The following is a 23,013-nucleotide window of genomic DNA, read 5'->3' on the forward strand; positions in this document are numbered from 1 at the left end:
GTATCTGCCGTTAGCAGAAGTTGAGCAACGGAGGTTAGAGATGATGCTAAGTACGGATCCACGGATCGAGAAGGAGTTAGAGGACATCGTTGCAGCGTGGAAGCAAGAGGAACGTGAGCGTATGATCCGCGAGGCGAAGGCAGAGGGTCGCGCAGCAGGACGCGTAGAAGGCATTGAAAAAGGACGCGCGGCGGGAATTAGTGAAGGCGAGAAACGGGGCCTGCTCTATCTGGTGTCCATGCGCTTTGGCGATCAGCCGATTCCAGACGAATTGCATGATACCATCATGAACATTGCCAGTGAAGAGGAACTGCTGAAGTGGTACCGATTTGCCTATGAAGCCGAGAGCTTGACCGATCTGTTGCCAGGTAAACGTGGAAATGGGCACGGCGCCTAGCCTCGACTCCGCATCGTTGACCGCGCGGGCGGCGCAGGCACGCACGCACCTTGACAATTGCCAGTTGTGCCCGCACCGCTGTGGTGAAACCCGCGCCACAGGCCGCGGGGTCTGCCGGGTTGATACCCGCACGTTCATTGCCAGTGAGATGCTGCACATGGGCGAGGAAGAGGCCATCCGGCCGGCCCATGCAGTGTTCTTCTCCGGCTGTACGGCGACCTGCACTTTTTGCACGGCGGCGCGCTTTGCCTTTCGACCGCAGTACGGCGTGGAAGCGACGCCGGGTCAACTGGCGGCCGCCGTGCGGCGACGCGTGGCGCAGGGGGCGCGCACGCTCGAATTCGTGGGCGGCGACCCGCTGCCGCATTTGCCGTTTGTGTTGGAAACGCTGGCGCTGCTCGGCCATGATGCCAATAACGCGCCGCCGGTGGTCTGGAACTCGAATTTCTACCAGACGCCAGAGGCGCTGGCGCTGCTCGATGGCGTTGTGGCGCTCTATCTGCCCGACTTGAAGTTTGGCAATGACCGCTGCGGCCTGGAACTGGGCGGTATGCCTGACTATTGGGCCGTGGTGACAGGCGCCATTGCCTGGGTCGCGACCCGCAGCCCGGTGATGGTTCGACATCTGCTGATGCCCGGGCATTTCGACTGTTGCACCGAACCGGTGTTGCGCTGGCTTGCCACCGCTGTCCCCCAGGTCACGGTGAGCCTGCTCACCCAATACTTCCCGCCGGCGCAGGCGTGGCAGCCTGGCGGCGTTCCTCAGCACGGCTGAGATTGAGCAGGCCCAAAACCTGGCCCAGGCGCTGCAGCTCAGGCTGACTGTCTGAGGCCAAGTGAGTCCACGAAGCGAATGAAAGCAGGATTGCGAACGGAGGTTTATCATGTCCAAGTTCGTCAAGATACGTACGGAGTTGCGCGATCTCACGATGATCAAGCGCGCATTGGATGACCTGAAACTGAACTACCAGGAAGACGCCAATTATCGTCACGAATGGTCAGGCGCCAGTCACACGGCCGAACTGGTTGTCACGGCCGGCATGTTCACCAGCTTCGGCCTGCGCCGCAATGATGAAGGCGTGTACGAAATCCTGGGCGACAACATGGGCCTCTCCAGCCAGCAGGAGACTTTGCAGCAGTTGAATCAGCGCTACGCCTATCACAAGGTTCTGAATGAAGTGGGCAAGGCAGGATTCAGCCTGGTAGAAGAAGCCACCGATCGCAACAAGGCGATTCGCCTGGTTGTGCGGCGCTGGGCCTGACAGGTCAACAGCCGGCTTCTGCCTTCGACTGTAGACAAGGGAGCGACTTATGCCTAAGAAACAGGAAATTGCCATCACGATCCTGCCGGATGGACGGATTGAATACACCATCCAGGGGATCAAAGGCGCGCAGTGCGAGAGCATCTCCCAATTGCTGGAAATCCTGGGTCGGGTAGATCAGGAGAAGAAAACTGGTGAGTACTACGAATCTGACCGCGCCCCCGGCATTGTCATTCAGCACTGAGACCGAGATCTACCTGACGGCTGATGGTCAGATCATTGTGGCGGACTTGCCGGTGGAGCTGGCCGATCTCATGGTCGAACTGGGGCAGGTACAGCCCTGCGAGATTGGCCCTGCCGTGGCAACGGCGCCGGTGCGGCTCTTGGGCCAGGCGCTGGCTCCAACTCAGCCCTGACCCATCCGTGAATGGCGAGTGTCCCGCCAACCGGCTTCAACCGGCTTCGACCGGTTTCGACCGGTTTCTAATTAAGGTGGCGGAACAAGAAATCGTGGGAGGAAAGTCGCAGACATGGCGAAGGACAACGAAAAGACGAACGAACTGGTGGTGGGTGTGGACCTGGGAGGCACCAAGATTCTGGCGGCGGTCATCACGGCCGACGGCAAGATCTTGGGTCAGGCCAAACGCAAGACGAAACCGGAAGCGGGCACGGAGAGTGTCATTGATCGCATCGTGAAAACGGTGGACGATGCGCTGGGCAGCGCCAAGCTCACGCGCAGCGATGTGCGCGCGGTGGGCATCGGCGCCCCAGGGCCGATTGACCCCGACACGGGCACAGTGCTGATGGCCCCCAACCTGAACGGGTGGGAAAATGTCGCGCTGGCCAAGATGCTGAGGGATCAACTCGACCTGCCGATCTTCCTGGACAACGATGTCAACGTGGGCACCCTGGGCGAGTACGTCTATGGCGCTGGCCGCGGGGCCAGTGATGTCATCGGTGTTTTTGTCGGCACGGGCGTCGGTGGTGGGTTGATTATCGGTGGACAGCTCCGCAGCGGGGCACGTCATGCCGCCGGTGAAATCGGACACATGATCGTGTTGGCCGATGGGCCATTTTGCGGCTGTGGCAATCGCGGCTGCATCGAAGCCCTGGCCAGTCGGACCGCCATTGTGCAGAGTTTGCGCATGGCCGTGCTATCAGGACGCAAGACGGTGCTGGCCGATGCCCTGGCCGGAGGCGGCGTTGAGCGGCTCAGCAGCGGCGCGCTGGCGCAGGCGTGGAAGGCCAACGATACATTGACTGTCGAGGTGCTGAGTCGAGTGCAGCACTACCTGGGGCTGCACATTGCCAGCCTGGTCAACTTCATGGATCCTGAGCTCATCGTATTGGGCGGCGGCGTCATCGAGGCGATGGGCGAAGACTTTCTACCGCCGATTCGTCGTGTGGCTTACCAGCATTTTACACAGCGCCGCGATGCCAACCGGGTCAAAATCGTCATGTCGCAGCTTGGCGACAATGCCGGTATTCTGGGCGCGGCGGTAACCGCCCGCTTTCATTTGAATAGCTGATCTGAATAGCTGATCTGAATAGCTGATCTGAATAGCTGATCTGAATAGCTGATTTGAGTCGCCAGGATGAATAGCTCAGGACGCGACACGGGCAGTGGCGTCGCGGAGGTTTGTGTGCGTCGTCATTCGATCTTGTTTGTTTTCAGCTTGCTGGCCCTGGCCGCGCTGGCCTGCGGGCCGCTGCGGTTGCCCAGCTTGCCGCGCCTGGCTACCCCGACGCCTGCGCCCACGGTGACGCCCGTGATCATGGTGGTGACGGCCACCCCGGACCCGCTGGCCGTGGCGGCCGGGGCGGACCTGGCCGAAGAGCGCGTGATTCGTGTGTATGAGCAGGCCAGCCCGGCCGTTGTCAACATCACGAGCCGGGTCGTCGTGCGCTCGTTCTTTTTTGGCGCCTATCCAGAAGAGGGCAGTGGCTCTGGGTTCGTGTGGGACGCCCAGGGACACATTGTGACCAACTATCATGTGGTAGAAAATGCCGATTCGTTGGCGGTCAATTTTGGCGACGACAACGCCGTCAGGGCCACGGTGGTGGGCACCGATCCGCACAATGATCTGGCGGTCATTCTGGTGGATACGCTGCCGGCCGGCGTGGAACCATTGGTTGTGGGCGACTCCAGCACGCTGCGGGTGGGCCAAACAGCCATTGCAATCGGCAATCCCTTTGGCCAGTTCGAACGAACCTTGACCACCGGTGTGGTTAGCGCCCTGAATCGCACCATTGAAACCGATAGCCAGGTCCTGCGGGGCGCCATCCAGACCGACGCCTCCATCAACCGCGGCAATTCGGGCGGGCCATTGCTCGATAGCTTGGGGCGCTTGATTGGCGTCAACTCGGCCATTTTTAGTCCGAGTGGCACCAGCGCCGGGGTCGGTTTCGCCATTCCGGCCAATACGGTCAAAAAAGTGGTGCCGGTGTTGATCGAACGCGGTCGTTTTCCACATCCGTGGTTGGGTGCGATCGGCTACGATATCACCCCACGCCTGGCCCAACAGCTGAGTCTGCCGGTGGAACAGGGCCTGTTGGTGGCACAGTTGTACGAAGGTAGCCCGGCCCTGCAGGCTGGGGTGCAGGGGGCGCGGCGTGAGGTGATTGTAGGCAATCGGCGCATGTTCGCGGGCGGCGATATCATCACGGCGATTGATGAGCAGCCGTTGCGCGCGTGGAAAGACCTGGACGCCTACCTGGAAGCGAAGACTGAGGTGGGACAGGGAATTACCCTGCATCTGCTGCGCGAGGGTCAGGCGCAAACGATCACGATCGAACTGGCAGAAGAACCGCCCCATTTGTCTTGAACCGCCTGCAGGCGCCGCCCGCTGCGTTGGTAAGTCGCGCTACGGCGCCAAGCGGCCCCTGGCGCGACACTGCACGCCGTGGATCGGTACCGGATCGTGCTTGTTACTATTGGTGATTTTGGCAGTCTAAACGAGTGAGAAAGCGCCATCTTTGGCGGAGGGTATTGAATAGACATGGTTCCGAAAGTGTTCCGCAATGGATTAGTCTACTTGCTGTTGTTGACGGCGCTGGCTGCGTTCGTCTTTACATCGTTTTCGCGCACGCGGCCCGACGTGCCCGAAGTTGCGATTGCCGACCTCGCGCGCGAGGTGACGGCCGGCTTTGTGCAGCGCATCGCCATCAAGGGCAATGAACTCCAGATTACTTACAAGCCTGAGTACAAGTCAACCACGGCGATTGTGCGCAAGGAAGACGGCATCAGCCTGGGCGATACGCTGAAAAATCTGGGCGTGCCGGATGACAAACGCCAGGCTATCGTTGTGGAAGTGGTCGCGCCGAGTCGCTGGGAAAACTGGGGCGCCATCCTGGGCACCCTGCTGCCGCTAGTCCTGGTGGGCGCTTTTTTCTTCTTCCTGATGCGCCAGGCGCAGGGCGCCGGCAACCAGGCTTTTGCGTTTGGCAAGAGCCGCGCCCGCATGTTTACCGGCGAGAAGCCAACGGTGACCTTTGCCGATGTGGCCGGTGCGGATGAGGCCAAAGAAGAGCTGCAGGAAGTGGTTGAGTTTCTCAAAGAGCCGCAGAAATTCGCCGCCCTGGGCGCGCGTATCCCCAAGGGGGTCCTTCTCATCGGCTCGCCTGGCACCGGCAAGACCTTGATGGCGAAGGCGGTTTCGGGCGAGGCCGGCGTGCCCTTCTTCTCCATTTCCGGTTCTGAGTTCGTTGAAATGTTTGTGGGTGTGGGCGCCAGCCGTGTCCGTGATCTGTTCGAGCAGGCCAAGCGCAGCAGTCCATGCATCGTTTTCATTGATGAAATTGACGCCGTCGGTCGCCATCGCGGCGCCGGCCTGGGCGGCAGCCATGATGAACGCGAGCAGACCCTCAATCAACTGCTGGTGGAGATGGATGGCTTCGATACGGATACGAACGTCATCATCATTGCGGCCACCAACCGGCCCGACATTTTGGACCCCGCCCTGCTGCGTCCCGGTCGTTTCGATCGCCAGGTGGTGATGGATCGGCCGGACATGAAGGGGCGCAAGGCCATCCTGGAAGTTCACGTCAAGGGCAAACCTTTGCTTCCCGATGTCAACCTGGAAACATTGGCCAGGCAAACGCCGGGCCTTGCCGGTGCGGACCTGGAGAACATGGTGAATGAAGGCGCCATCCTGGCTGCGCGTCGTAACAAGCGCGGCATTGGCATGGCCGAGTTCCAAGAGGCGATCGAGCGGGTGATTGCCGGACCCGAGCGCCGCAGCCGCCTCATTTCGGCACACGAAAAGGAAGTAATCGCCTTTCATGAGGCCGGCCATGCGGTGGTGATGCATATGCTGCCCAACTGCGACCCCGTGCATAAGATCAGCGTGGTCTCACGTGGCATGGCCCTGGGCTACACGATGCCCCTGCCCAAGGAAGACCGGGTTCTCTATTCGCGTGACAAGTATCGCGATGACCTGGCAGGCTTGCTGGGTGGTCGGGTGGCAGAAGAGATTATCTTTGGCGATGTCACCACAGGAGCCAGCAATGACCTGGAGCGCGTCACCAAACTGGCGCGCCAGATGGTGACGCAGTTTGGGATGAGCGACAGCCTGGGGCCGCTGCAGTTTGGTCAGCGCGAAGAGATGATTTTCCTGGGGCGGGAGATCAGCGAGCAGCGTAACTACAGCGAAAAGGTTGCCCGTGAGATTGATATGGAAGTGCGCCGTTTCATTGATGAAGCCTATGAACGTGCGCGTTCCATTCTGTCAACGTACAAAGAGAGGCTGACCGCGGTGGCGCAGCGTCTCATGGAAGTGGAAACGCTGGACATGTCCGAATTTGCCGCCATGTTGACGCCGGCGCCTGCGACCGCGTGATCACGTGATGGTCGCAAAAAGGCCCTGATCGCCGCGGCGATCAGGGCCTTTTTTGTTACTCCTTTGACTCGGCTAACAGCGCAGAAACCAACGCCGGCAGACCCTGCTGGTGACTGCGCGCTTCACAGGCGCGCAGCGTCTCAGGCGGCAGTCTGTCGGTCAGCTCGGACAGAAGGCCGCTCGCCCTCGTCCTGGTCGCAACGGAGCTGGCGCGGTGGTGTAAAGGAAACGTAACCAATGCCACGACCTGTTCAAGCGCGCCGCGCTGCAGAGCCAGGTTGGCCATGCCAACCAGGATCGAAAGAATGCGAGGCATCGCTTGAATTTCCACCCCAATGCGCAGCGCCGCCTGCAAAGAGGCGCTGGCCCGGCTGTATTCTCCCTGGGCGCAGGCGATCTCACCCAGGCCAGACAAGGCCAGCAGGATGGCGGTCCGCTGCCCAATCTGGCGAGCCACAGAGAGGCACTCGCGATAGAAGGTTGCGGCCATGGCATAGTCCCCGGACGACGACGCCAACAGGCCCAACTGATCGAGGGCGGCCGTCATCTCATATGGATTGCCCAACTCACGGCTAACCAGCAGGCTTTCATTGAGGCGCTGGCGCGCGGTGACAAAATCGCCCTGGTCGGCGCTGAAACGGCCAAGAGCGCCGAGCGCCGAGGCCACGCCCTGCATGTCGCCAGCCTCCTGCCGAATTTTCAGGGAACGTCGCAGCATTTCCTGAGCCTTCGTTTCGTCGCCGTCCAGATGCGCGGCCACGCCTCGGTGATGCAGGGCCGCGGCCAGGCAAGACCGATCACCGAGGATTGGCGCGACGGCCAGACTTTCATCCAGCAGATGGATGGCCGCAGCCAGGTCGCCGCCGGCGCCCACCAACTGGCCGAGGTGAGTCAGAGCAAAGGCCATCTCGCGTTTGTTGTTCGCCTGGCGCACGATCATCAGCCCAGATTCCAGAAGCGTGCGCGCACGGGCATTGTGGGAGAGGCGCCCCAAGAGAATGCCCAAGCGAATTTGCAGCCGGCCCAGCAGAAGCGTGACGTCAGACCGGGCAGCAGCAGGCGTGCCGCTGCTCCAGACCCGAACAGTCTCCTCGAACAGTTCACTGCCGCGCACAAACCAACTCCGCACTTCGAAGAAGCGGAACAGGCTCTCAAGGGCCTGGTCTATCATCCGGTCACGACGCCCGGCAATGGCCCAGCGCCACATGGCGCCCACGTTGTCCAGTTCAGCGTTGATGTCATCCAGTGCCTGCTTCTGCTGCGATCCAAGGAGCAACGGCTCCTGTTTAGCCATGAAGCGTGCCACATAGGACGCGTATCGTTCACGCACCATGTCTTTTTCATCTGCGGCTTCGTTGAACTTCTCCTGAGCGTAGTATCGAACCAACTGATGAAGCCCATAGCGCTCTCGACCACTGCTGTAAAGCAGTGATTTGGCGGCCAGGGCCGTGAGCACAGCAGGCGTAGCGCCGGTCACAGACAACGCGGCCTGTTCGCTAATGGTGCCTTCGAAGACCGCCAAGCGGCGCACGGTGCGTTGTTCTTCGGGGGTGAGTAATTTCCAGGTGTGATCGAACACGGCGCGCAAGCTACGGTGGCGGATGGGGACATCGCGCATGGCGGTGTGCAGAAAATCGAGGCTGCGTTCGATGCGTTCGGCAATTTCGGCGCAGGAGAAATCACGCGCCCAGGCCGCGGCCAGCTCGATACCCAACGGAATCCCATGCACCTGGCGGCAGATGCGCACGATGGGCGCTTTGACCTGGTCGGTCAACGCAAATCCTGCACGAATCTGGGATGCCCGCGCCACAAACAGGCGCACCGCATCGTAATCCTGGGTGGCGCCATTGAGGTGACCGTTCGGAATCTGCATCCCGTCCACATCGAAAATCCATTCGGCCTGCAACTGCAAGCGCTCTTGCGAGGTGACCACAATGCGCAAACCTGGCGCGGCGTGCAGCATTTGGATGATGAAACTGCCGGCTTCCACCAGGTGCTCGAAATTGTCGAGGACGAGGAGCATCTGTTTGTCGCGTAGATAGTTCAGGAGTTGCGCTTCAGGCAGTTCGTGGCCGTAAAAAACCAGTTGCAGCACATCGGCCAGGGTCACCACCAGGTGGGCCGGCGATTGGAGAGAGACCAGCGGCGCCACAAACACCCCATCCCGAAAGTGAGAGGCCTGCTGGGTTGCCAGCTCTAGCGCCAGGCGCGTCTTGCCGACGCCGCCTGGGCCAACCAGGGTCAGCAAGCGACAGGCGGGGTCCTGGAGGCGCTTGGTCAGCATGGCTAACTCACTCGCCCGGCCGATGAATGGCGTGAGTTGCGCGGGCAAAGCCAGCCCGCGAGGCGCCATCGGCTGTACGGTGGAAACCGGCCATGACGGCTCGGCCACAGACCAGGTGCGTTGGCTGGGAGTTTCTTCGGCGCGTATGCAGTCGTAGAGGGCCACCGTCTCTTTGCTGGGGGAGACGCCCAATTCATCGCTGAGCACGCGGCGGCAGGTTTCGAAGTGAGCCAGGGCGGCGTCGCGTTGTCCACTCAGGGCCAGGGTGTGCATGATATGACGGTGAGTTTCCTCGCGCCAGGCCTCCATGCCTAACTCACGCCAGGCCAGGGCAAGCGAGCGCTCGTACTGACCTTGCCGCTCATAGAACACGGCCAGGGTGCGCAGGGCGCCGAGCATTTGCCGGTGATAGTGGCGCCGCTTCTTTTCTACCCACTCCTCGAACGCGCTGCTGTCATCGAGAAAAAAGCCCTCCAAAAACTCGCCGCGATAGAGATCAATGGCCTGCTGCAAGCGGTCCACGCAGGTGGTGCAGGCTTCGACGTGCAGGTGGTCGTGATGGCGACAGGCTTCGAGGAGTGAATCGAACAGACGCACGTCAAACCAGGCCTGGCTGGAATCGGGAAAGTGAACCGCTTCGCGGGTCAAATGAAGGAAGGGGGTGGGGCTTTGGTTGTCTTGCAGCAAACGGCGCAGGTTCGAGAGCGCCTGCCGCAGATTGTGACGCGCGGCATCCTCAGGTCGCTCAGGCCACAAGAAACCTGCCAGCGCGTCACGTCGCTGCGGGTCTTGCGCTTCCAGGGCCAGATAGGCCAGGAGCGCGCGCATCTTGTCATATTCGAACTGGGCCACAGACTCATGGTTGAGTTTGGCTTGAAATGATCCCAATAGAAAAAGTGCCAGATGAGTCATGGCATTAACAAGGTTTAATCAAGACAAAAGTACTCAAAGTTGTATTTTACCTCATCAGGTCAGATTTTTTGACGTTCTCTTGACGATAGCCTGGTACACTAATAGTATCTGGTAAACAATTCATTTCCACTCAACGCCGATCTGTTGCCAAATCCATTCTGTGATCTGATTCTTTTTGTAAGAAAAATCCCGTTTAGTGATGCAAGCATGAAGTATACCGTACTGCGCACCTGGCGCATGTAGGTTGTGTGACAGTTGCTTCCGGTGAAGAAATTCACCTGGTTGCGGTTAGCGTTGTTTTGCGCCCCTGGTTCACCGTTGTTTTGTCGAAAGCAGTCATGGAAGTCATGGAAGTACCTCTGTGACCGGGCATTCGAAGTGATGATTCAAACTAAGGAGACTTACGCATGTCTAAGAAGGTCTTGGTCGTTTTGTCTGAGTGGGGTTACTGGGGCGAGGAATTGGTCGGCCCTTACGATGTGCTGGCCGCACGTGGATATGAGATGGACTTCATGACGGCAAAAGGCAGGAAACCGCCTGCGTTGCCCCCCAGCATGGAGCCAGGATATCTGGATCCGCCGCTGGATAAGGTCGTGACCGACGAGCACTACGCCACCCGGACGCGACAGATTCACGAGGCGGACCTGTTGAACAACCCCATCAACCTGTCCGAGTGGTTCCCGCAGATGCCGTATTTCAATAGCCCCAGCTTCGGGCACGAGCTTGAGGCGTACCACAACAAGCGCGCCGAATGCTGGAAAGACCTGGAGAAGTACGATGCGCTGCTGCTGCCTGGTGGCAGCGGCCCCATGGTGGACATGGTGAACAACGAGCGCCTGCACGACGTGATCCTGGGGTTCCTGGCCCAGGGCAAGCTCATCGCCGTCGAGTGCTACTGCGTGACCTGCCTGGCCTTCGCCCGCGATTGGAATGACCGCAAGAGCATCATCTGGGGCAAGCACGTCACCGGCCATGCCCGCGAATACGACTATAAGGACTCGACTGGCTTTGCCCAGATGTACGACTACGACGGCAAGCCAATGAATACGTCCGCCAATTTCGGTCCGCCGTTCTATCCGCTGGAGTACATCCTGCGGGATGCGGTCGGCCCGGAGGGTCAGTACCACGGCGGCGTCGGCCACACCATCTCCACGATCCTGGACTATCCGTTCCTTACCGGCCGCTCGACGCAGGACTCGCGCCTCGTCGGCGAGCTGATGATCGAGGTGCTGGAAAACGGCCTGCGCCGCTATGGCTGGTAAGCCGTCGCGCGCAATCTAAATCCCGCTTATGAGGCAATGTATGACACAAAAGACAGGTCGCTTCGCCATCATCGAGCAGTTCCTGGCCGACGGGATGCACTTCATGTTTGGCAATCCAGGCACCGTGGAACAAGGCTTCCTCGATGCCCTGGCTGAATATCCCGCGATGAAGTATATCCTGACCCTGCAGGAGAGCGTGGCCGTGACCATGGCCGATGGCTACGCGCGGGCGACGCAAAAACCGACACTGGTCCAGTTGCATAGCACACCGGGGGTTGGCAACGCCATTGGCGCCCTTTACCAGGCCAAGCGCGGACATTCTCCCCTGGTCGTCATCGGGGGGGATGCCGGCATCCGCTATCAGGGTCTCGATGCGCAAATGGCCGGCGACCTGGTGGCGCTGGCCGAGCCGGTCACGAAATGGGCCACGATGGTGGTTGACCCTTCCTCGCTGCTGCGCGTGCTGCGGCGCGCCATCAAGATTGCTGCGACGCCGCCGATGGGGCCGGTATATGTCTGCATTCCCCAGGACATCATTGATGCCCCGCTGGTCGAGGACGTGGTCCCGACCTCCATCCCCTCCACGCGTTCAGCGCCCGATCCGGAGTTGCTCAGGGAGGCCGCGGCGCTGTTGGCGGCGGCAACCAAACCCATGATCTTCGTGGGTGATGGCGTGGCCTATTCCGGCGCGCAGGACGAGCTGACACGCGTGGCTGAACTGCTGGGCGCCGAGGTGTGGGAGGCAGACGCCGGCGAAGTCAACATTGACTACCGCCATCCACTGCACCAGGGCATGACCGGGCACATGTTTGGCTATGCCAGCAAGCCGATCATGGTCAAGGGCGACGCTAATCTGATTGTGGGCACCTATGTGCTGCCAGAGGTCTTTCCTGAACTGGGCAACATCTTCGCCCCTGGCGCGGCGGTTATTCACATTGACCTCAACGCGTATGAGATTGCCAAGAGCCATCCGGTGACGCTGGGCATGGTGGCTGACCCCAAGCGCAGCCTGGCCATCCTGGCAGACATCCTGGCAGCCACGATGACCGCCGAGCAGAGGGCGCAAGCTCAAGCGCGCACCGCCGCGATCGGCGAGATCAAGGCCGCCAGGGAGGCCGCCAACCTGGCCCATGATCGCGAGACACGTGACAAGGCGCCACTGACGATGGCGCGCTTCATGGAAGAGCTGGCGCCGCAGTTGCCGGCCGATACCATCATCTTCGATGAAGCACTGACCAGTTCACCGGCCGTGGTGCGTTATCACCCACCCTCGCGCACCGGTCAATACTTCGTGACGCGGGGCGGTTCTCTGGGGGTCGGCATTCCCGGCGCCCTGGGCGCCAAACTGGCCAATCCTGACAAAACGGTCATCGGCTTCACCGGCGACGGCGGCTCGATGTACACGATCCAGGCCCTGTGGTCGGCCGCGCGGCACAACATCAACGCCAAGATTATCATCTGTAACAACGGCTCGTACCGCCTGTTGCAGTTGAACATCGCGGCCTACTGGAAAGAACGCGACATCCCGGCGCATGATTTCCCGCTGAGCTTCGACCTTTCCCATCCGCCGCTCAATTTTGTAGACATCGCGCGCGGCATGGGCGTGGCCGGGGTGCGCGTGGAAAAACCGTGGGAGATCGGCCCGGCCATTACGCAGATGCTGGCGCATCCGGGGCCTTTCCTGATTGACCTGGTGCTCGCAGGCGACACCCACCCGGAGCGCGTGGGCAATACGTGCGGGCAGTAAACCAAGAAGGAGACAAACAATTCGCTATGAGTACACCATTGCAGTTAGATGAAATTAAGCGCCTTGTGGCCGCGTGGTACCGTGCGCTTGACAACCATGACCCGATCGAAGATGTCTATCCCCTGCTGAGCGAATCGGGCCTGAATATCCAGTTCCCGGATGGCGACATCCATGACTACGCCTCGTTCAAAACATGGTATGACCGGGTCACCAACCTGTTCTTCGATGAGAATCACTACGTCCAGACCGTGGACGCCCAGATCAATGGCGACGAGGCGGTGGTGGATGTGGTGGTCGGTTGGCAGGCCAGTTGGTGGGAGCCGCCGGCAGCGAAGAGCAAACGCGTCTCCATGGATGCGACCCAACGCTGGACTGTGCGCCGGTCAGACAAGAATCGCTACGGTCTGCAAATTGTGGCCTATAACGCCACGGTGAAGCCGTTCGCGTACGCGCCAGGATTTGCACGACTCTAGCCAGGACAACGTCCATCGTGGCGGCCCCGCAATCCGGCGGATTGCGTTACAGGCCGCCACGACGGGCCTTGTCAGGTTCGTTGTTCATGATCTGTATGAACGAGATGTGACGAACTTGTGATGAGCTGTAGATGAGAGGAACCGAATCCATGCATGTATCAATGACCATTAACCAAAAGCCCCATGAGGGAAATGTGGAGCCGCGTATGCTCCTCGTTGATTTTCTGCGCGACGACCTGGGGCTGACCGGGACGAAGATAGGCTGTGATACCGGCCAATGCGGCAGTTGTACCATCATGCTCAACGGCATTTCGGTGAAGAGTTGCACCATGCTGGCGGTGCAGGCCGCAGGCGGCGACATCGGCACCATCGAAGGCGTTGCGCACGCGGGCACGCTGACTACCCTGCAGGAAGGGTTCTGGGAGCGCCACGGCTTGCAGTGTGGCTTCTGCACGCCGGGCATGGTCATGTCATTGACCGACCTGCTGCAGCATAATCCGCGCCCAACCGAAGCCGAAATCCGGCGCGGCCTGGAAGGCAATCTCTGTCGCTGCACCGGCTACCAAAATGTGATCAAAGCCGTGCAGTACGCGGTTGAGAAGACGAACAGCCTGGTACACATGATTATTGACACGCCAGGCAAAGCCTTCTACGAGCGCCAGGTGCGTTATCTCATTGCCGGCAACCCAGACGCGTTGGTCGAAGACAACTATCATGAGGATGCCGTCGTCGCCTCGTTCGATTGGACGGTGCGCGGCCATGCAGCCCTCAAAGAGCACTTCCGCAACTACATGCGCTGGGTGCAGATCAAAGAAGTGGTTACGACCGAAAAATTTACAGAGTCCGAAAACTCGGTCTCATTCGAGGCCACCGTACGCACGAATCGAGGCACCGTGCGCGTCTACGATGTCTTCATGCTGAAGGACGGCAAGGTCAGCTATCATTTCACCGGCGTCAAGTAGGATCGCCCGGAAACAGGGTTACGTTGCAAAAAAGTCAGTACGGAAGGCGGTAACGATACGATGCCCGGTTCATTTCAGCTATCAGTACAGCGCGGCCAGATGGTCGGCGAGTGCTTCGAGATTGAGCAAGCCACAGTCATCATTGGGCGTGACCCGGCTTGTGATTTTGTGGTGGACGATCCGCTCGTCTCACGTCGGCATGCCCAGGTGACGAAGGCGAACGATACGTTCACCATTCAGGATTTGGGCAGCACAAATCGCACCTTTGTCAACGGCGTACAGGTGATGACGCCGGTGGTTCTGAAACAAGGTGATGTGATTAACCTGGGCAAAAATGTAACCTTATGCTTCGAACCAACCGACGGGGCCAATATCACCCTGTTGGCAATTGACAAGGCCAGGAAGGCAGCCCATGTGGCCGAAATCACCAATGATGCCTATTTCCAGGACCTGCAGAAGATGGCTAAGCAGATCCGCCGCGGCAAGGGATCGAGCTGACGGGCGAAAGGGGAACACACGGAAATGACGGAAATCAAGGATTCGTTTCGACTGGTTGTGCAAGAAGGCATTGCGGCCGGCAAGGTCTTCGAACTGAAGGAGGATGTGGTCACCATCGGGCGCGATCTGGTGAACGACATTGTGTTGACTGACACCGAAGTGTCACGCCGACACGCACGCCTGGCACGCTCGGATGACGGCTTCACGATCGAAGACATGAACAGCACCAACGGCACCAGTGTCAATCAAAACCGGCTCATGGGGGTGATGAACTTAAGTCCCGGCGACACCATCTCCCTGGGCAAGACGGTCAAGGTGGGCTACGAGAGCATGGCCGAGGTGGATGAGCATGCCACCGTGATTATTCAGTCGGGCACCACGATGCTCTGGGAGTCAGGCATTCGGGCGCAAGAGGCGAAGGCGGCCGCGGCTACGCAGGCGCCCCCCGGGGAGAATACGCCCCCACCCATGCCCGCGCTGCGGGAAACAGCGCCTGTCAGCGCGCCGGCAACCCCACCAACCACGACAGTCAGCAGCAATGGCGCCACGGCAGCGGACGCAAAGCCCGCCGACACCGTCAAGGTGACGCCACGCGCAGGCAAGATCTTGGGCGCACGCCTCAAGCGCAAGGAAGATCCGGAGATGCTGCGCGGCGAGGCCAAATTCACCGCTGACCTGACTTTGCCCGGCATGCTCCATATGGCCATTCTGCGCAGCGAGTACGGTCATGCGCGCATCAAGAGTATTGATATCAGCGCGGCGCTGAAGATGCCCGGCGTGGTACGCGTGTTGACCGCGGCTGACATTGAAAACAAGATGATGCCCCTGCCCTGCGTCTGGATTCCGGGCGGTGTGGTGAGTCACTTCCCCTCGCATCCCTTTGGCGTACCTGGCGCCGGCAATGTCCTCGCCACCGATCGTGTGCGCTATACCGGTGATCCGGTGGCGGTCGTTGTGGCCGAAACACGCTACCAGGCCTATGACGCACTCTCCGCGATCAGGGTGGACTATCACCCGCTGCCGGTGGTGGTGGATGCCGAAGAAGCGTTGAAAGCGGGCGCGCCGCAGTTGCATGACGAAGTGGCGAACAATCTGAACGCCTACATTCCGTATGGCAACAAAGAGGCGGCCGAGCGCGCCATCGCCGAAGCTGAGGTCAAGGTCTCTCTGTCCATTCGCAACCAGCGCACCATCAACAGCCCCATTGAACCACGCGCCGCCATCGGCGAATACGATGCCGGGACCGGTGAGTTCACCCTGCGCTCTTCGACTCAGTCACCGCACGATCATCGCCTCTTGTTGGCGCTGATGATTCTGGGGGTGCCCTTCAACAAGGTGCGCGTCATTGCCCCGCAGATCGGCGGCAGCTTCGGCACGAAGGGTTATGTCTACGCGGACATGCCGTTGGTGCTCTACCTGGCGCGTGAGCTGGGCCGTCCGATCAAATGGGTTGACACACGCAGCGGGCTGATGCGTTCCACGGTCCAGGGCCGCGATCAGAAGATGTACGCCACGCTGGCCGGCACACGTGAGGGCAAGATCACCGCGCTGCACTGCACCAGCTATGCCAACCTGGGCGCCTATCCATCCACCATTGGCCCCGGCGTAGCTACGGCCATGGTTGGGCGCAATGTCACCAGCGTCTACGATATTCCCAATCCGTTCTGCGAAGTCTACGCGGTGTTCACCAACGTGGTTTCGCTCGGTGCGCAGCGCGGATCGGGCCGGGCAGAGGCAACCTTCATGATCGAACGCCTGATTGACCGCTTTGCCCAAGAGATCGGCATGGATCCGGCCGAGGTGCGGCGCAAGAATCTGGTCCAAGCCGCGCAGTTACCTTTCGACAACCGCATGGGCTGGATGTACGATTCGGGCGACTACCCCACGTCGCTGGAAACGGTGCTGGCGATGGCTGGCTATGCGGACACGACCGCCCGCCGTCAAAGCGCCCGTCAGCGCGGCAAGCGCTACGGCATCGGGATGGCGCCCTTCATTGCGGTCAGCGGCGTCGGCCCCTCCTCACGCATGGCGAAGGAAGGCATGTTGGGCGGCACCTGGGAAAGCGCAAACATCAAGGTACACCCCACCGGCGAGGTGAGCGTCATCATCGGCTCCAAACCGCACGGGCAGGCGCATGAGACCACCTTCGCCCAGATCGTGGGCGAGGTGCTGGGCATTGACATCAGCCAGATCGAAATCCTGCACTCTGACACCAAACGCGCCCCCTTCGGACAGGGCAGTTACGGCAGCCGATCCTTCAGCGTTGGCGGCGCGGCGACTCTCAAGGCGGCCCTGGAGATCAAGGCAAAGGTCATCAAAATGGCCGCGCACATGTTCAAGGTGCCCGAAGCGGAGGTTGTCTACGAGGATGGCAAGGCCTATCCGAAGGACAACCCGGAGAAGAAGCAGACTCTGCAGGAAATCTCGCTGGCGTTGTGGTACGGTTGGGACATGCCGCCAGGTATGGAGCCGAGCCTGGAGGTGACCACCTTCCTCGATCCGCCCGGCTTCAACTTCCCCTACGGCGCGCAGGTGGCCGAGGTGGAAATTGACGAGCAGACCGGTCAGGTCGAGGTGACGCGCTTCTTCGGCGTGCATGACGTGGGGACGATGGGCAACGCGATGGTCCTCGACGGCCAGGTGCATGGCGGGATCACGCACGGCCTGGGTCAGGCGCTCTTCGAGCAGGCCATTTACACCAGTGAAGGCCAGTTGCTGACGTCAAACCTGACGGAATACCCGCTGCCGCGCGCGACGCAACTACCAAACTTCGAGATTGCCAGCATGGTGACCCCGACGCCGCACACCGAGTTGGGCGCCAAGGGCGCCGGTGAGATCGGTACAATCGGCGCGGCCGCGGCGGTGGGCAATGCGGTTTGCAATGCCCTGGCCGACCTCGGAATCCAGCATCTGGAAATGCCATTCACACCGGAGAAAGTCTGGCGCGCGATGCGTGACGCCCAGGCCGCCGGCAGCCAGCGACGGGTATGAGTACTCCGCATCAAGGACTGAAGACTGGGGAGAACGGCGCCGGACGCCCACTCTCACCCGTTGCCGCAGGAGCATAAACGTATGATTCCAGCTTCTTTTGATTACGCAGCTCCCAGCAGCCTGGAGGAGGCCATCACCTTACTGCAGGCGCACCCGGGAGCCAGAATTCTGGCCGGTGGGCATGATTTGCTGACGCAGATGAAATTGCACCGCCTGGCGCCGCCGCTGCTCATTGACCTGCGGGAGGTTCGTGGCTTGCGCGGCATCACCACCCTGAGCAACCCCGACTTTCTGCAGATTGGGGCCATGACCACCTGCACCGAAATAGCCCTGCATCCTGAGATCCGGACGCACGCCGCGGCCCTGGCCGAAGCGGCGGACAGTATCGGCGATGTGCAGGTGCGCAACGCCTCGACCATCGGCGGCAACCTGGCTTTTGGTGACCCAGCCGCCGATCTGCCGGCCGCGCTGCTGGCGCTCGAGGCGTCCATCCTGACCCAGGGTGCGCATGGGCCACGCCACATCCCGGCCGATCAGTTCTTCATCGGTTCGTTCCGGACGGCTCTCGAAAGCGATGAAGTGATCACGTCGGTGCATATTCCGCTGCCGAAAACCGGGCAGCGCAGCGCGTACGAGAAATTCAAGAACCCGGCCAACGGCTATCCGGTCGTGGGAGTTGCCGTCAGCCTGCTGCGCCGAGACGACGGCACGATTGTCAGTTGCCGGTTGGGCCTCACCGGCAGCGAGGCGCATCCCCAGCGCCTGTATCAAGCCGAAGAAGCGCTCAAGGGCCAAAAGGCCAGCGCGGCGGCGTTCGCAGCCGCGCTGAGCCAGGGCGTGGCCGGTTTGAAGGGTCGCAGTGACCTGTTCGCATCGGGTGAGTATCGCGTTCACCTGGTCACAATCCTCGCCGAGCGGGCGCTGACACGTGCCCAGGCCGGTTGAAGCCGAAGAATCGTTCGTTAAATTCGTGAAATTCGTGACACAAAACGATTCATGAATTCCTAAATCAGATCACAGGAGAAAGTATCATGTCAGACGCCGTTTCGATTGGTCGCCGTTTCTTTGAGGAGTTGCTCGGCAAGGGCGATGCCAGTGTCGCCGATGAAATTCTTGCTGACAACATCGTGATGTATCACCCCAGCAGCCCGACGCCGATCACGCCGCGGGCAGCCGTGCAGGGTTTCCTGGGCGCGTTCCGTGCCGGATTCCCCGACATGCACATGGTCGTCGAGGACGCGTTTGGCTCCGGTGACAAGGCCGCGGTGCGCTGGCACATGCAGGGCACGCACACCGAGAACCTGTTTGGCATTCCGCCCACAGGCAAGGCCGTCAGCGTCAAGGGCATCAGCGTGGTGCGTGTAGCCGACGGCAAAATTGTTGAGGACTGGGTGAGCGAGGACACGATGGGCTTGATGCAGCAATTGGGCATCGTCCCGACGATGGGTTAATTCCCTACGAGTCAGGCTGAGCATTGCCAACGTCGAGAAGGCGGGCAACGCTCGTCCCGAGTCACCGCTGCTGCTTGGGCGCCGGCCAATGGGTTGGCGCCCAGGCGAACCGTTGCAAGGAGTCATGACACATGGCAACAGAAAAATACGATTATATCATTGTGGGCGCGGGGGCGAGTGGGTGCGTCATTGCCAATCGCTTGAGCGCCAATCCGGCCCTGAAGGTTCTGATTCTGGAAGCAGGCGCCACGGATACCGATCCTGGTATTCATGCATTGGGCGGGTTCGTTCCGCTGTGGGGAGGCGATTACGATTGGAAGTTCGCCACCGAGACGCAGAAGGGCATGGGCGGGCGCCAGATCATCATCAACCAGGGCCGCGTGATCGGCGGCGGCACCTCGATCAACGCCATGATGTATGTGCGGGGCAATCGCCGTAACTACGATCAGTGGAACGCGCTGGGCGCGGATGGCTGGAGTTTCGACGATGTGCTGCCCTACTACAGGCGCATCGAAGACTACGAGGGGGGCGCGTCCGAGTATCACGGCGTGGGCGGTCCGCTCAAGATTCGCGATTGTCCTGACCCGGCGATGCGCTCGGAGGCCTTCCAGGTCGGTGCGACCGAACTGGGCTACGATGGCCCCAACTGGGACAACAACGGCGCCCGCCAGGAAGATGGCGCGGGTTTCCTGCAGTTCCATGTGGATGACCAGGGCAATCGTGCCAGCGCGGCCACCGCGTACCTGGCCCCAGCCATGAAGCGGCCCAACCTGACCGTGCAGACCGAAGCCGAAGTGACGCGTGTCCTCTTCAGCGGCACGCGCGCCAGCGGCGTGGAATACGTGCACCAGGGCCAGACACTGCAGGTGGAAGCCGAGCGCGAGGTCATCCTGAGCGCAGGCGCTTTCCTGTCGCCCAAGCTGCTGCTGCTCTCTGGCATTGGCCCGGCCGACCATCTGCGGGAGCTTGGCCTGAAGGTGCTGGTTGATTTGCCCGGTGTGGGGCAGAATTTGCAGGATCACGTGCAACTGCCGGTGGTCTTTCGCTCGCTGGTCAATCTGCCGCAGCCCGACTTGCTAACGGGCAATGTGCTGTTTGTGCGCACCCGGCCGGGGATGGACGCGGCGCCGCCCGATCTGCAGATGAACTATACCCCGGCGGTGCCTAAGGCGCTGGCGCCGGTGATGAACTTTGGCGGCCCGGCCAGCATCTTCCTGCCCATCCTGGTGCAGCCGTACAGCATCGGTGAGGTGCGACTGCGCTCAGCCGATCCGCTGGATGCGCCATCCATCAACCCCAACTATCTGCAGCAGGATGCGGATGTGCAGGTGTTGGTGGCCGCGGTCAAGCTGGCGCGCGAGATCATCAACACGAAGGCTTTTGCCGGGTTGAACGGCGGCGAACTCGTGCCTGGCCCGGACGCTGACCTGGTGGCTTTCATTCGGGCGCAAAGCTCGACCCTGTGGCACCCCGCGGGCACCTGCAAGATCGGCTACGATGCGCGTGCTGTGGTTGACTCTGCGCTGCGCGTCTACGGTGTGCAGGGCCTGCGTGTGGCCGATGCCTCGGTCATGCCCACGGTGACGAGTGGCAACACGGTGGCGGCCTGTTTCCTGATCGGCGAAAAAGCGGCCGACATGATTCTGAACGCCTGAGCGACGCGCCAGCCATGGGTATGGCCGTCAGCAACGATTTCTGGAGGTAACTTTATTATGAAGAACGTGCCGGACACCGCCCTGGGCCGCATGTATCGTGAGCATATTCAACTGATCCTGGACAAGAACATTGACGCCTTGCTCGCTCAGTACACCGATGACTGCCTGCTCATCAGCAGCTTCATGAAAACACCGCTCTACTACCGCGGCCAAGAGCAGTTGCGTGAGCACATGCAGGGGATTCTGGGCATCGAGGGCCTGGAGACCGACATCGCGTTCTGGGCCGAGACCGAAAACCCGCAAACGTTGATGATCGTCGAAGCGATCCAGATGACCGCCGGCGGCCAGAAGGCCGAAATGCGTTTCGCCGACAGTTGGGTGTTGCGCGAGGGCAAGATCATGATCCATTTTGCCGGCATGACCCAGTATCCAGATGGTTCAGTCGCCTGACGCAAGGGCGGAGTGTCGGACTTCCGCAGTCACGCAGACTGCGGAAGCCAAATAAAGGGGTAGGTATGCGATTACAGGGCAAGAAAATCGGCGTCTTGATCGAAGGCGACTTTTACGAGAAGGAAATCTTTTACTACGAGCATCGTTTTCCCGAAGAAGGCGTAGAGCTTCATTTTCTCAGCCGCTTGTGGGGCCAACCGTCGCTCACCTTCCTCGGTCACGAGTACAGAGCGCCCTTTGTCTGCTTCGAGAGCTTCGAGAATATGAGCGACGAGGAATTGCGCAGTTACAGCGCCATCATCGTGCCGTCCGGCATGGTGTCGGACCGCCTGCGCTACACGGATGACGTCACGAAACTGCCTCCGGCGACAGCCTTCATCCAGCGCGCCTTTGCTGAAAAGGACGTTCTCAAGGGCATCATCTGTCATGGCATGTGGTTGCTGGCGCTGGTGCCGGAGTTGGTGCGCGGGCGTCCGGTGGTGGTACACAACAACCTGGTGGGCGATGCGCGCAACATGGGCGCCATCTACACCGACCAGGACGTGGTGGTGGACGGCGACCTTGTGACGGCGCGCACCGGCGGGCATTGCCATCAATTTGCCCGCCAAATCATTGACCTGCTGGCTGAGCGCTAACGGTTCGCTGCGGACAGGCGCAGGAAAAAGGGAGAAAACGATGTTTCATCATATGGCTATTGCCTGCCAGGACATGGCCGCCATTGAACGCTTCTACAGCCGCTACTTCGGCTTTGCGCGTGGGCGCGTCATTGCCCTCGGTGACACGCAGATCATCTTCTTGCGGGCCGGCAACGCCTATTTGGAGTTGTTCCAGGCCAAAGAAGATTCACCGCTACCGCCCAACGAGAAGGACGGGCCCTGGTTTCCAACCTGGCGCCACATCGCGTTCCAGGTGGCGAGCGTGGATGCCAAGCTGGCCGAACTGGGCGAGGCCGCCAGGATTACGTTGGGGCCGTTCGATTTTGACGCTTTCATTCCGGGCTGGCGCACCGTGTGGGTCGCGGACCCGGAAGGCAACATCGTGGAGATTACCCAGGGCTACGCGGACGAAGAAAACCCGCCGCCCTTCCCCGGTTAGAAGTTGGTAGAAAACGATGACAGAACCACAGATGAGTCACGCAGAGCACGACGTGAAGCGCAAACACGCGAAGGGACATCACAGTGCGCCCGGAAATGAGCGCATTGGATCTTTCAGCGATGGCGTCTTCTCGATCGCCATCACGCTGCTCGTGCTCGAAGTAAAAGTGCCAGACGACATTACCGGCGGCCTGATCACGGCCTTGCCAGTGATATTGCCGAAACTCCTGGCGCATGTCATCAGTTTCGCTGTCCTGGGTATCTACTGGGTGGGGCACCACAACATGTTCCTGCATATCAGGCGCCACGACCGCTGGCTCCTGTGGATGAACATTCTCTTTCTGCTGTTTGTGGCTTCCATGCCGTTTGCGGCCGCCCTGATCATTCATTACCCTGACGATCAACTGGCCCTGATCTTCTATGCCCTGATGCTGATCGGCGCTGGCCTGGCCCTCAACCTGACCTGGCGTTACGCCACGAAGCACCGGCGGTTGGTGCCAGCGGAGTTGGATGCCGACTTGATTGCGTTTGTCAACCGGCGCCAACTGATGGCGCCCATGGTCTACGTGATCGCTGTCTTGGTTTCGTTTCTGAACCTGAACGTAGCCAAATTGTTGTTCATTCTGGTTCCCCTATTGTACATCGTGCCCAGCCCGTTGGATCAGTTTCATCACAAACAACTGGCTGATACTGAATAGCAGCGCCATGCGCAGCAAATTGAAGCACAGGAGAGTGAC

Annotated in this window: 21 protein-coding genes and 2 pseudogenes; 22 read left to right on the forward strand and 1 reads right to left on the reverse strand. The window is 60.5% G+C overall.

Annotated features, from left to right (window positions below):
• Positions 1-40: 40 nt before the first annotated feature.
• The 8 genes from IPF85_RS03825 to ftsH all read left to right on the forward strand — a co-directional run bounded on the left by IPF85_RS03825 (position 41) and on the right by ftsH (position 6,497).
• Positions 41-397, forward strand: a complete 357-nt coding sequence (locus tag IPF85_RS03825) for a hypothetical protein (RefSeq protein WP_343406736.1) — start codon at positions 41-43, stop codon at positions 395-397.
• On the forward strand, positions 381-1,172 hold the full coding sequence (locus IPF85_RS03830; protein ID WP_343406737.1) for a radical SAM protein: 792 nt from the start codon (positions 381-383) through the stop codon (positions 1,170-1,172). Before IPF85_RS03825 ends, IPF85_RS03830 begins: the two co-directional genes overlap by 17 nt.
• Before the next feature lie 109 nt (positions 1,173-1,281).
• On the forward strand, positions 1,282-1,659 hold the full coding sequence (locus IPF85_RS03835; RefSeq protein ID WP_343406738.1) for a DUF1257 domain-containing protein: 378 nt from the start codon (positions 1,282-1,284) through the stop codon (positions 1,657-1,659).
• 49 nt (positions 1,660-1,708) lie between these two features.
• Positions 1,709-1,903: a DUF2997 domain-containing protein gene (locus tag IPF85_RS03840; protein WP_343406739.1), complete on the forward strand. Its 195-nt coding sequence runs from the start codon at positions 1,709-1,711 to the stop codon at positions 1,901-1,903.
• Positions 1,854-2,075, forward strand: coding sequence for a hypothetical protein (locus tag IPF85_RS03845; protein WP_343406740.1), 222 nt, complete (start codon positions 1,854-1,856; stop codon positions 2,073-2,075). The genes IPF85_RS03840 and IPF85_RS03845 overlap by 50 nt, the downstream gene beginning before the upstream one ends.
• Before the next feature lie 114 nt (positions 2,076-2,189).
• Complete coding sequence (locus IPF85_RS03850; protein ID WP_343406741.1) at positions 2,190-3,188, forward strand: ROK family protein; 999 nt, start codon at positions 2,190-2,192, stop codon at positions 3,186-3,188.
• Positions 3,189-3,254: 66 nt separating this feature from the next.
• Positions 3,255-4,484, forward strand: a complete 1,230-nt coding sequence (locus tag IPF85_RS03855) for a trypsin-like peptidase domain-containing protein (RefSeq protein WP_343406742.1) — start codon at positions 3,255-3,257, stop codon at positions 4,482-4,484.
• A 174-nt stretch (positions 4,485-4,658) separates the two neighbouring features.
• Positions 4,659-6,497, forward strand: a complete 1,839-nt coding sequence (gene ftsH / locus IPF85_RS03860) for an ATP-dependent zinc metalloprotease FtsH (protein WP_343406743.1) — start codon at positions 4,659-4,661, stop codon at positions 6,495-6,497.
• Between the two features lie 55 nt (positions 6,498-6,552).
• Here ftsH and IPF85_RS03865 read toward each other — a convergent pair whose 3' ends face one another.
• Positions 6,553-9,633, reverse strand: a complete 3,081-nt coding sequence (locus IPF85_RS03865; RefSeq protein ID WP_343406744.1) for a BTAD domain-containing putative transcriptional regulator — start codon at positions 9,631-9,633, stop codon at positions 6,553-6,555.
• Positions 9,634-10,100: 467 nt separating this feature from the next.
• On the opposite strand from IPF85_RS03865, the gene IPF85_RS03870 reads away from it, so the two are divergent.
• The 14 genes and pseudogenes from IPF85_RS03870 (at position 10,101) to IPF85_RS03935 (ending at position 22,974) form a co-directional block, all read left to right on the forward strand.
• Complete coding sequence (locus IPF85_RS03870) at positions 10,101-10,955, forward strand: type 1 glutamine amidotransferase domain-containing protein (RefSeq protein ID WP_343406745.1); 855 nt, start codon at positions 10,101-10,103, stop codon at positions 10,953-10,955.
• 40 nt (positions 10,956-10,995) lie between these two features.
• Positions 10,996-12,702, forward strand: a complete 1,707-nt coding sequence (locus IPF85_RS03875) for a thiamine pyrophosphate-binding protein (RefSeq protein ID WP_343406746.1) — start codon at positions 10,996-10,998, stop codon at positions 12,700-12,702.
• A 26-nt stretch (positions 12,703-12,728) separates the two neighbouring features.
• A complete protein-coding gene (locus IPF85_RS03880) occupies positions 12,729-13,175 on the forward strand; it encodes a hypothetical protein (protein ID WP_343406747.1) in 447 nt (148 codons plus the stop codon).
• A gap of 149 nt (positions 13,176-13,324) precedes the next feature.
• A pseudogene (locus IPF85_RS03885) lies at positions 13,325-13,777 on the forward strand ((2Fe-2S)-binding protein); the annotation flags it as partial.
• A gap of 66 nt (positions 13,778-13,843) precedes the next feature.
• Positions 13,844-14,137 (forward strand): annotated as a pseudogene (locus IPF85_RS03890) (nuclear transport factor 2 family protein); the annotation flags it as partial.
• Between the two features lie 60 nt (positions 14,138-14,197).
• On the forward strand, positions 14,198-14,635 hold the full coding sequence (locus IPF85_RS03895) for an FHA domain-containing protein (RefSeq protein WP_343406748.1): 438 nt from the start codon (positions 14,198-14,200) through the stop codon (positions 14,633-14,635).
• Positions 14,636-14,659: 24 nt separating this feature from the next.
• Entirely contained in the window at positions 14,660-17,626 is a 2,967-nt protein-coding gene (locus tag IPF85_RS03900) for a molybdopterin cofactor-binding domain-containing protein (protein WP_343406749.1), read from the forward strand.
• Positions 17,627-17,707: 81 nt separating this feature from the next.
• The gene (locus tag IPF85_RS03905; RefSeq protein WP_343406750.1) at positions 17,708-18,571 is read left to right on the forward strand and encodes a xanthine dehydrogenase family protein subunit M; all 864 of its coding nucleotides are present in this window, start codon (positions 17,708-17,710) and stop codon (positions 18,569-18,571) included.
• Between the two features lie 86 nt (positions 18,572-18,657).
• Positions 18,658-19,077, forward strand: coding sequence for an ester cyclase (locus tag IPF85_RS03910; protein WP_343406751.1), 420 nt, complete (start codon positions 18,658-18,660; stop codon positions 19,075-19,077).
• A 131-nt stretch (positions 19,078-19,208) separates the two neighbouring features.
• Positions 19,209-20,732, forward strand: coding sequence for a GMC family oxidoreductase N-terminal domain-containing protein (locus IPF85_RS03915; protein WP_343406752.1), 1,524 nt, complete (start codon positions 19,209-19,211; stop codon positions 20,730-20,732).
• Positions 20,733-20,789: 57 nt separating this feature from the next.
• Positions 20,790-21,182, forward strand: a complete 393-nt coding sequence (locus tag IPF85_RS03920; RefSeq protein WP_343406753.1) for a nuclear transport factor 2 family protein — start codon at positions 20,790-20,792, stop codon at positions 21,180-21,182.
• A 65-nt stretch (positions 21,183-21,247) separates the two neighbouring features.
• Complete coding sequence (locus IPF85_RS03925; protein WP_343406754.1) at positions 21,248-21,817, forward strand: DJ-1/PfpI family protein; 570 nt, start codon at positions 21,248-21,250, stop codon at positions 21,815-21,817.
• A 40-nt stretch (positions 21,818-21,857) separates the two neighbouring features.
• Positions 21,858-22,277: a VOC family protein gene (locus IPF85_RS03930; RefSeq protein ID WP_343406755.1), complete on the forward strand. Its 420-nt coding sequence runs from the start codon at positions 21,858-21,860 to the stop codon at positions 22,275-22,277.
• Between the two features lie 16 nt (positions 22,278-22,293).
• Positions 22,294-22,974, forward strand: a complete 681-nt coding sequence (locus tag IPF85_RS03935; RefSeq protein WP_343406756.1) for a TMEM175 family protein — start codon at positions 22,294-22,296, stop codon at positions 22,972-22,974.
• Positions 22,975-23,013: the final 39 nt, after the last annotated feature.

It is taken from the genome of Candidatus Amarolinea dominans, assembly GCF_016704685.1.
Taxonomy (GTDB): Bacteria; Chloroflexota; Anaerolineae; order SSC4; family Amarolineaceae; genus Amarolinea; species Amarolinea dominans.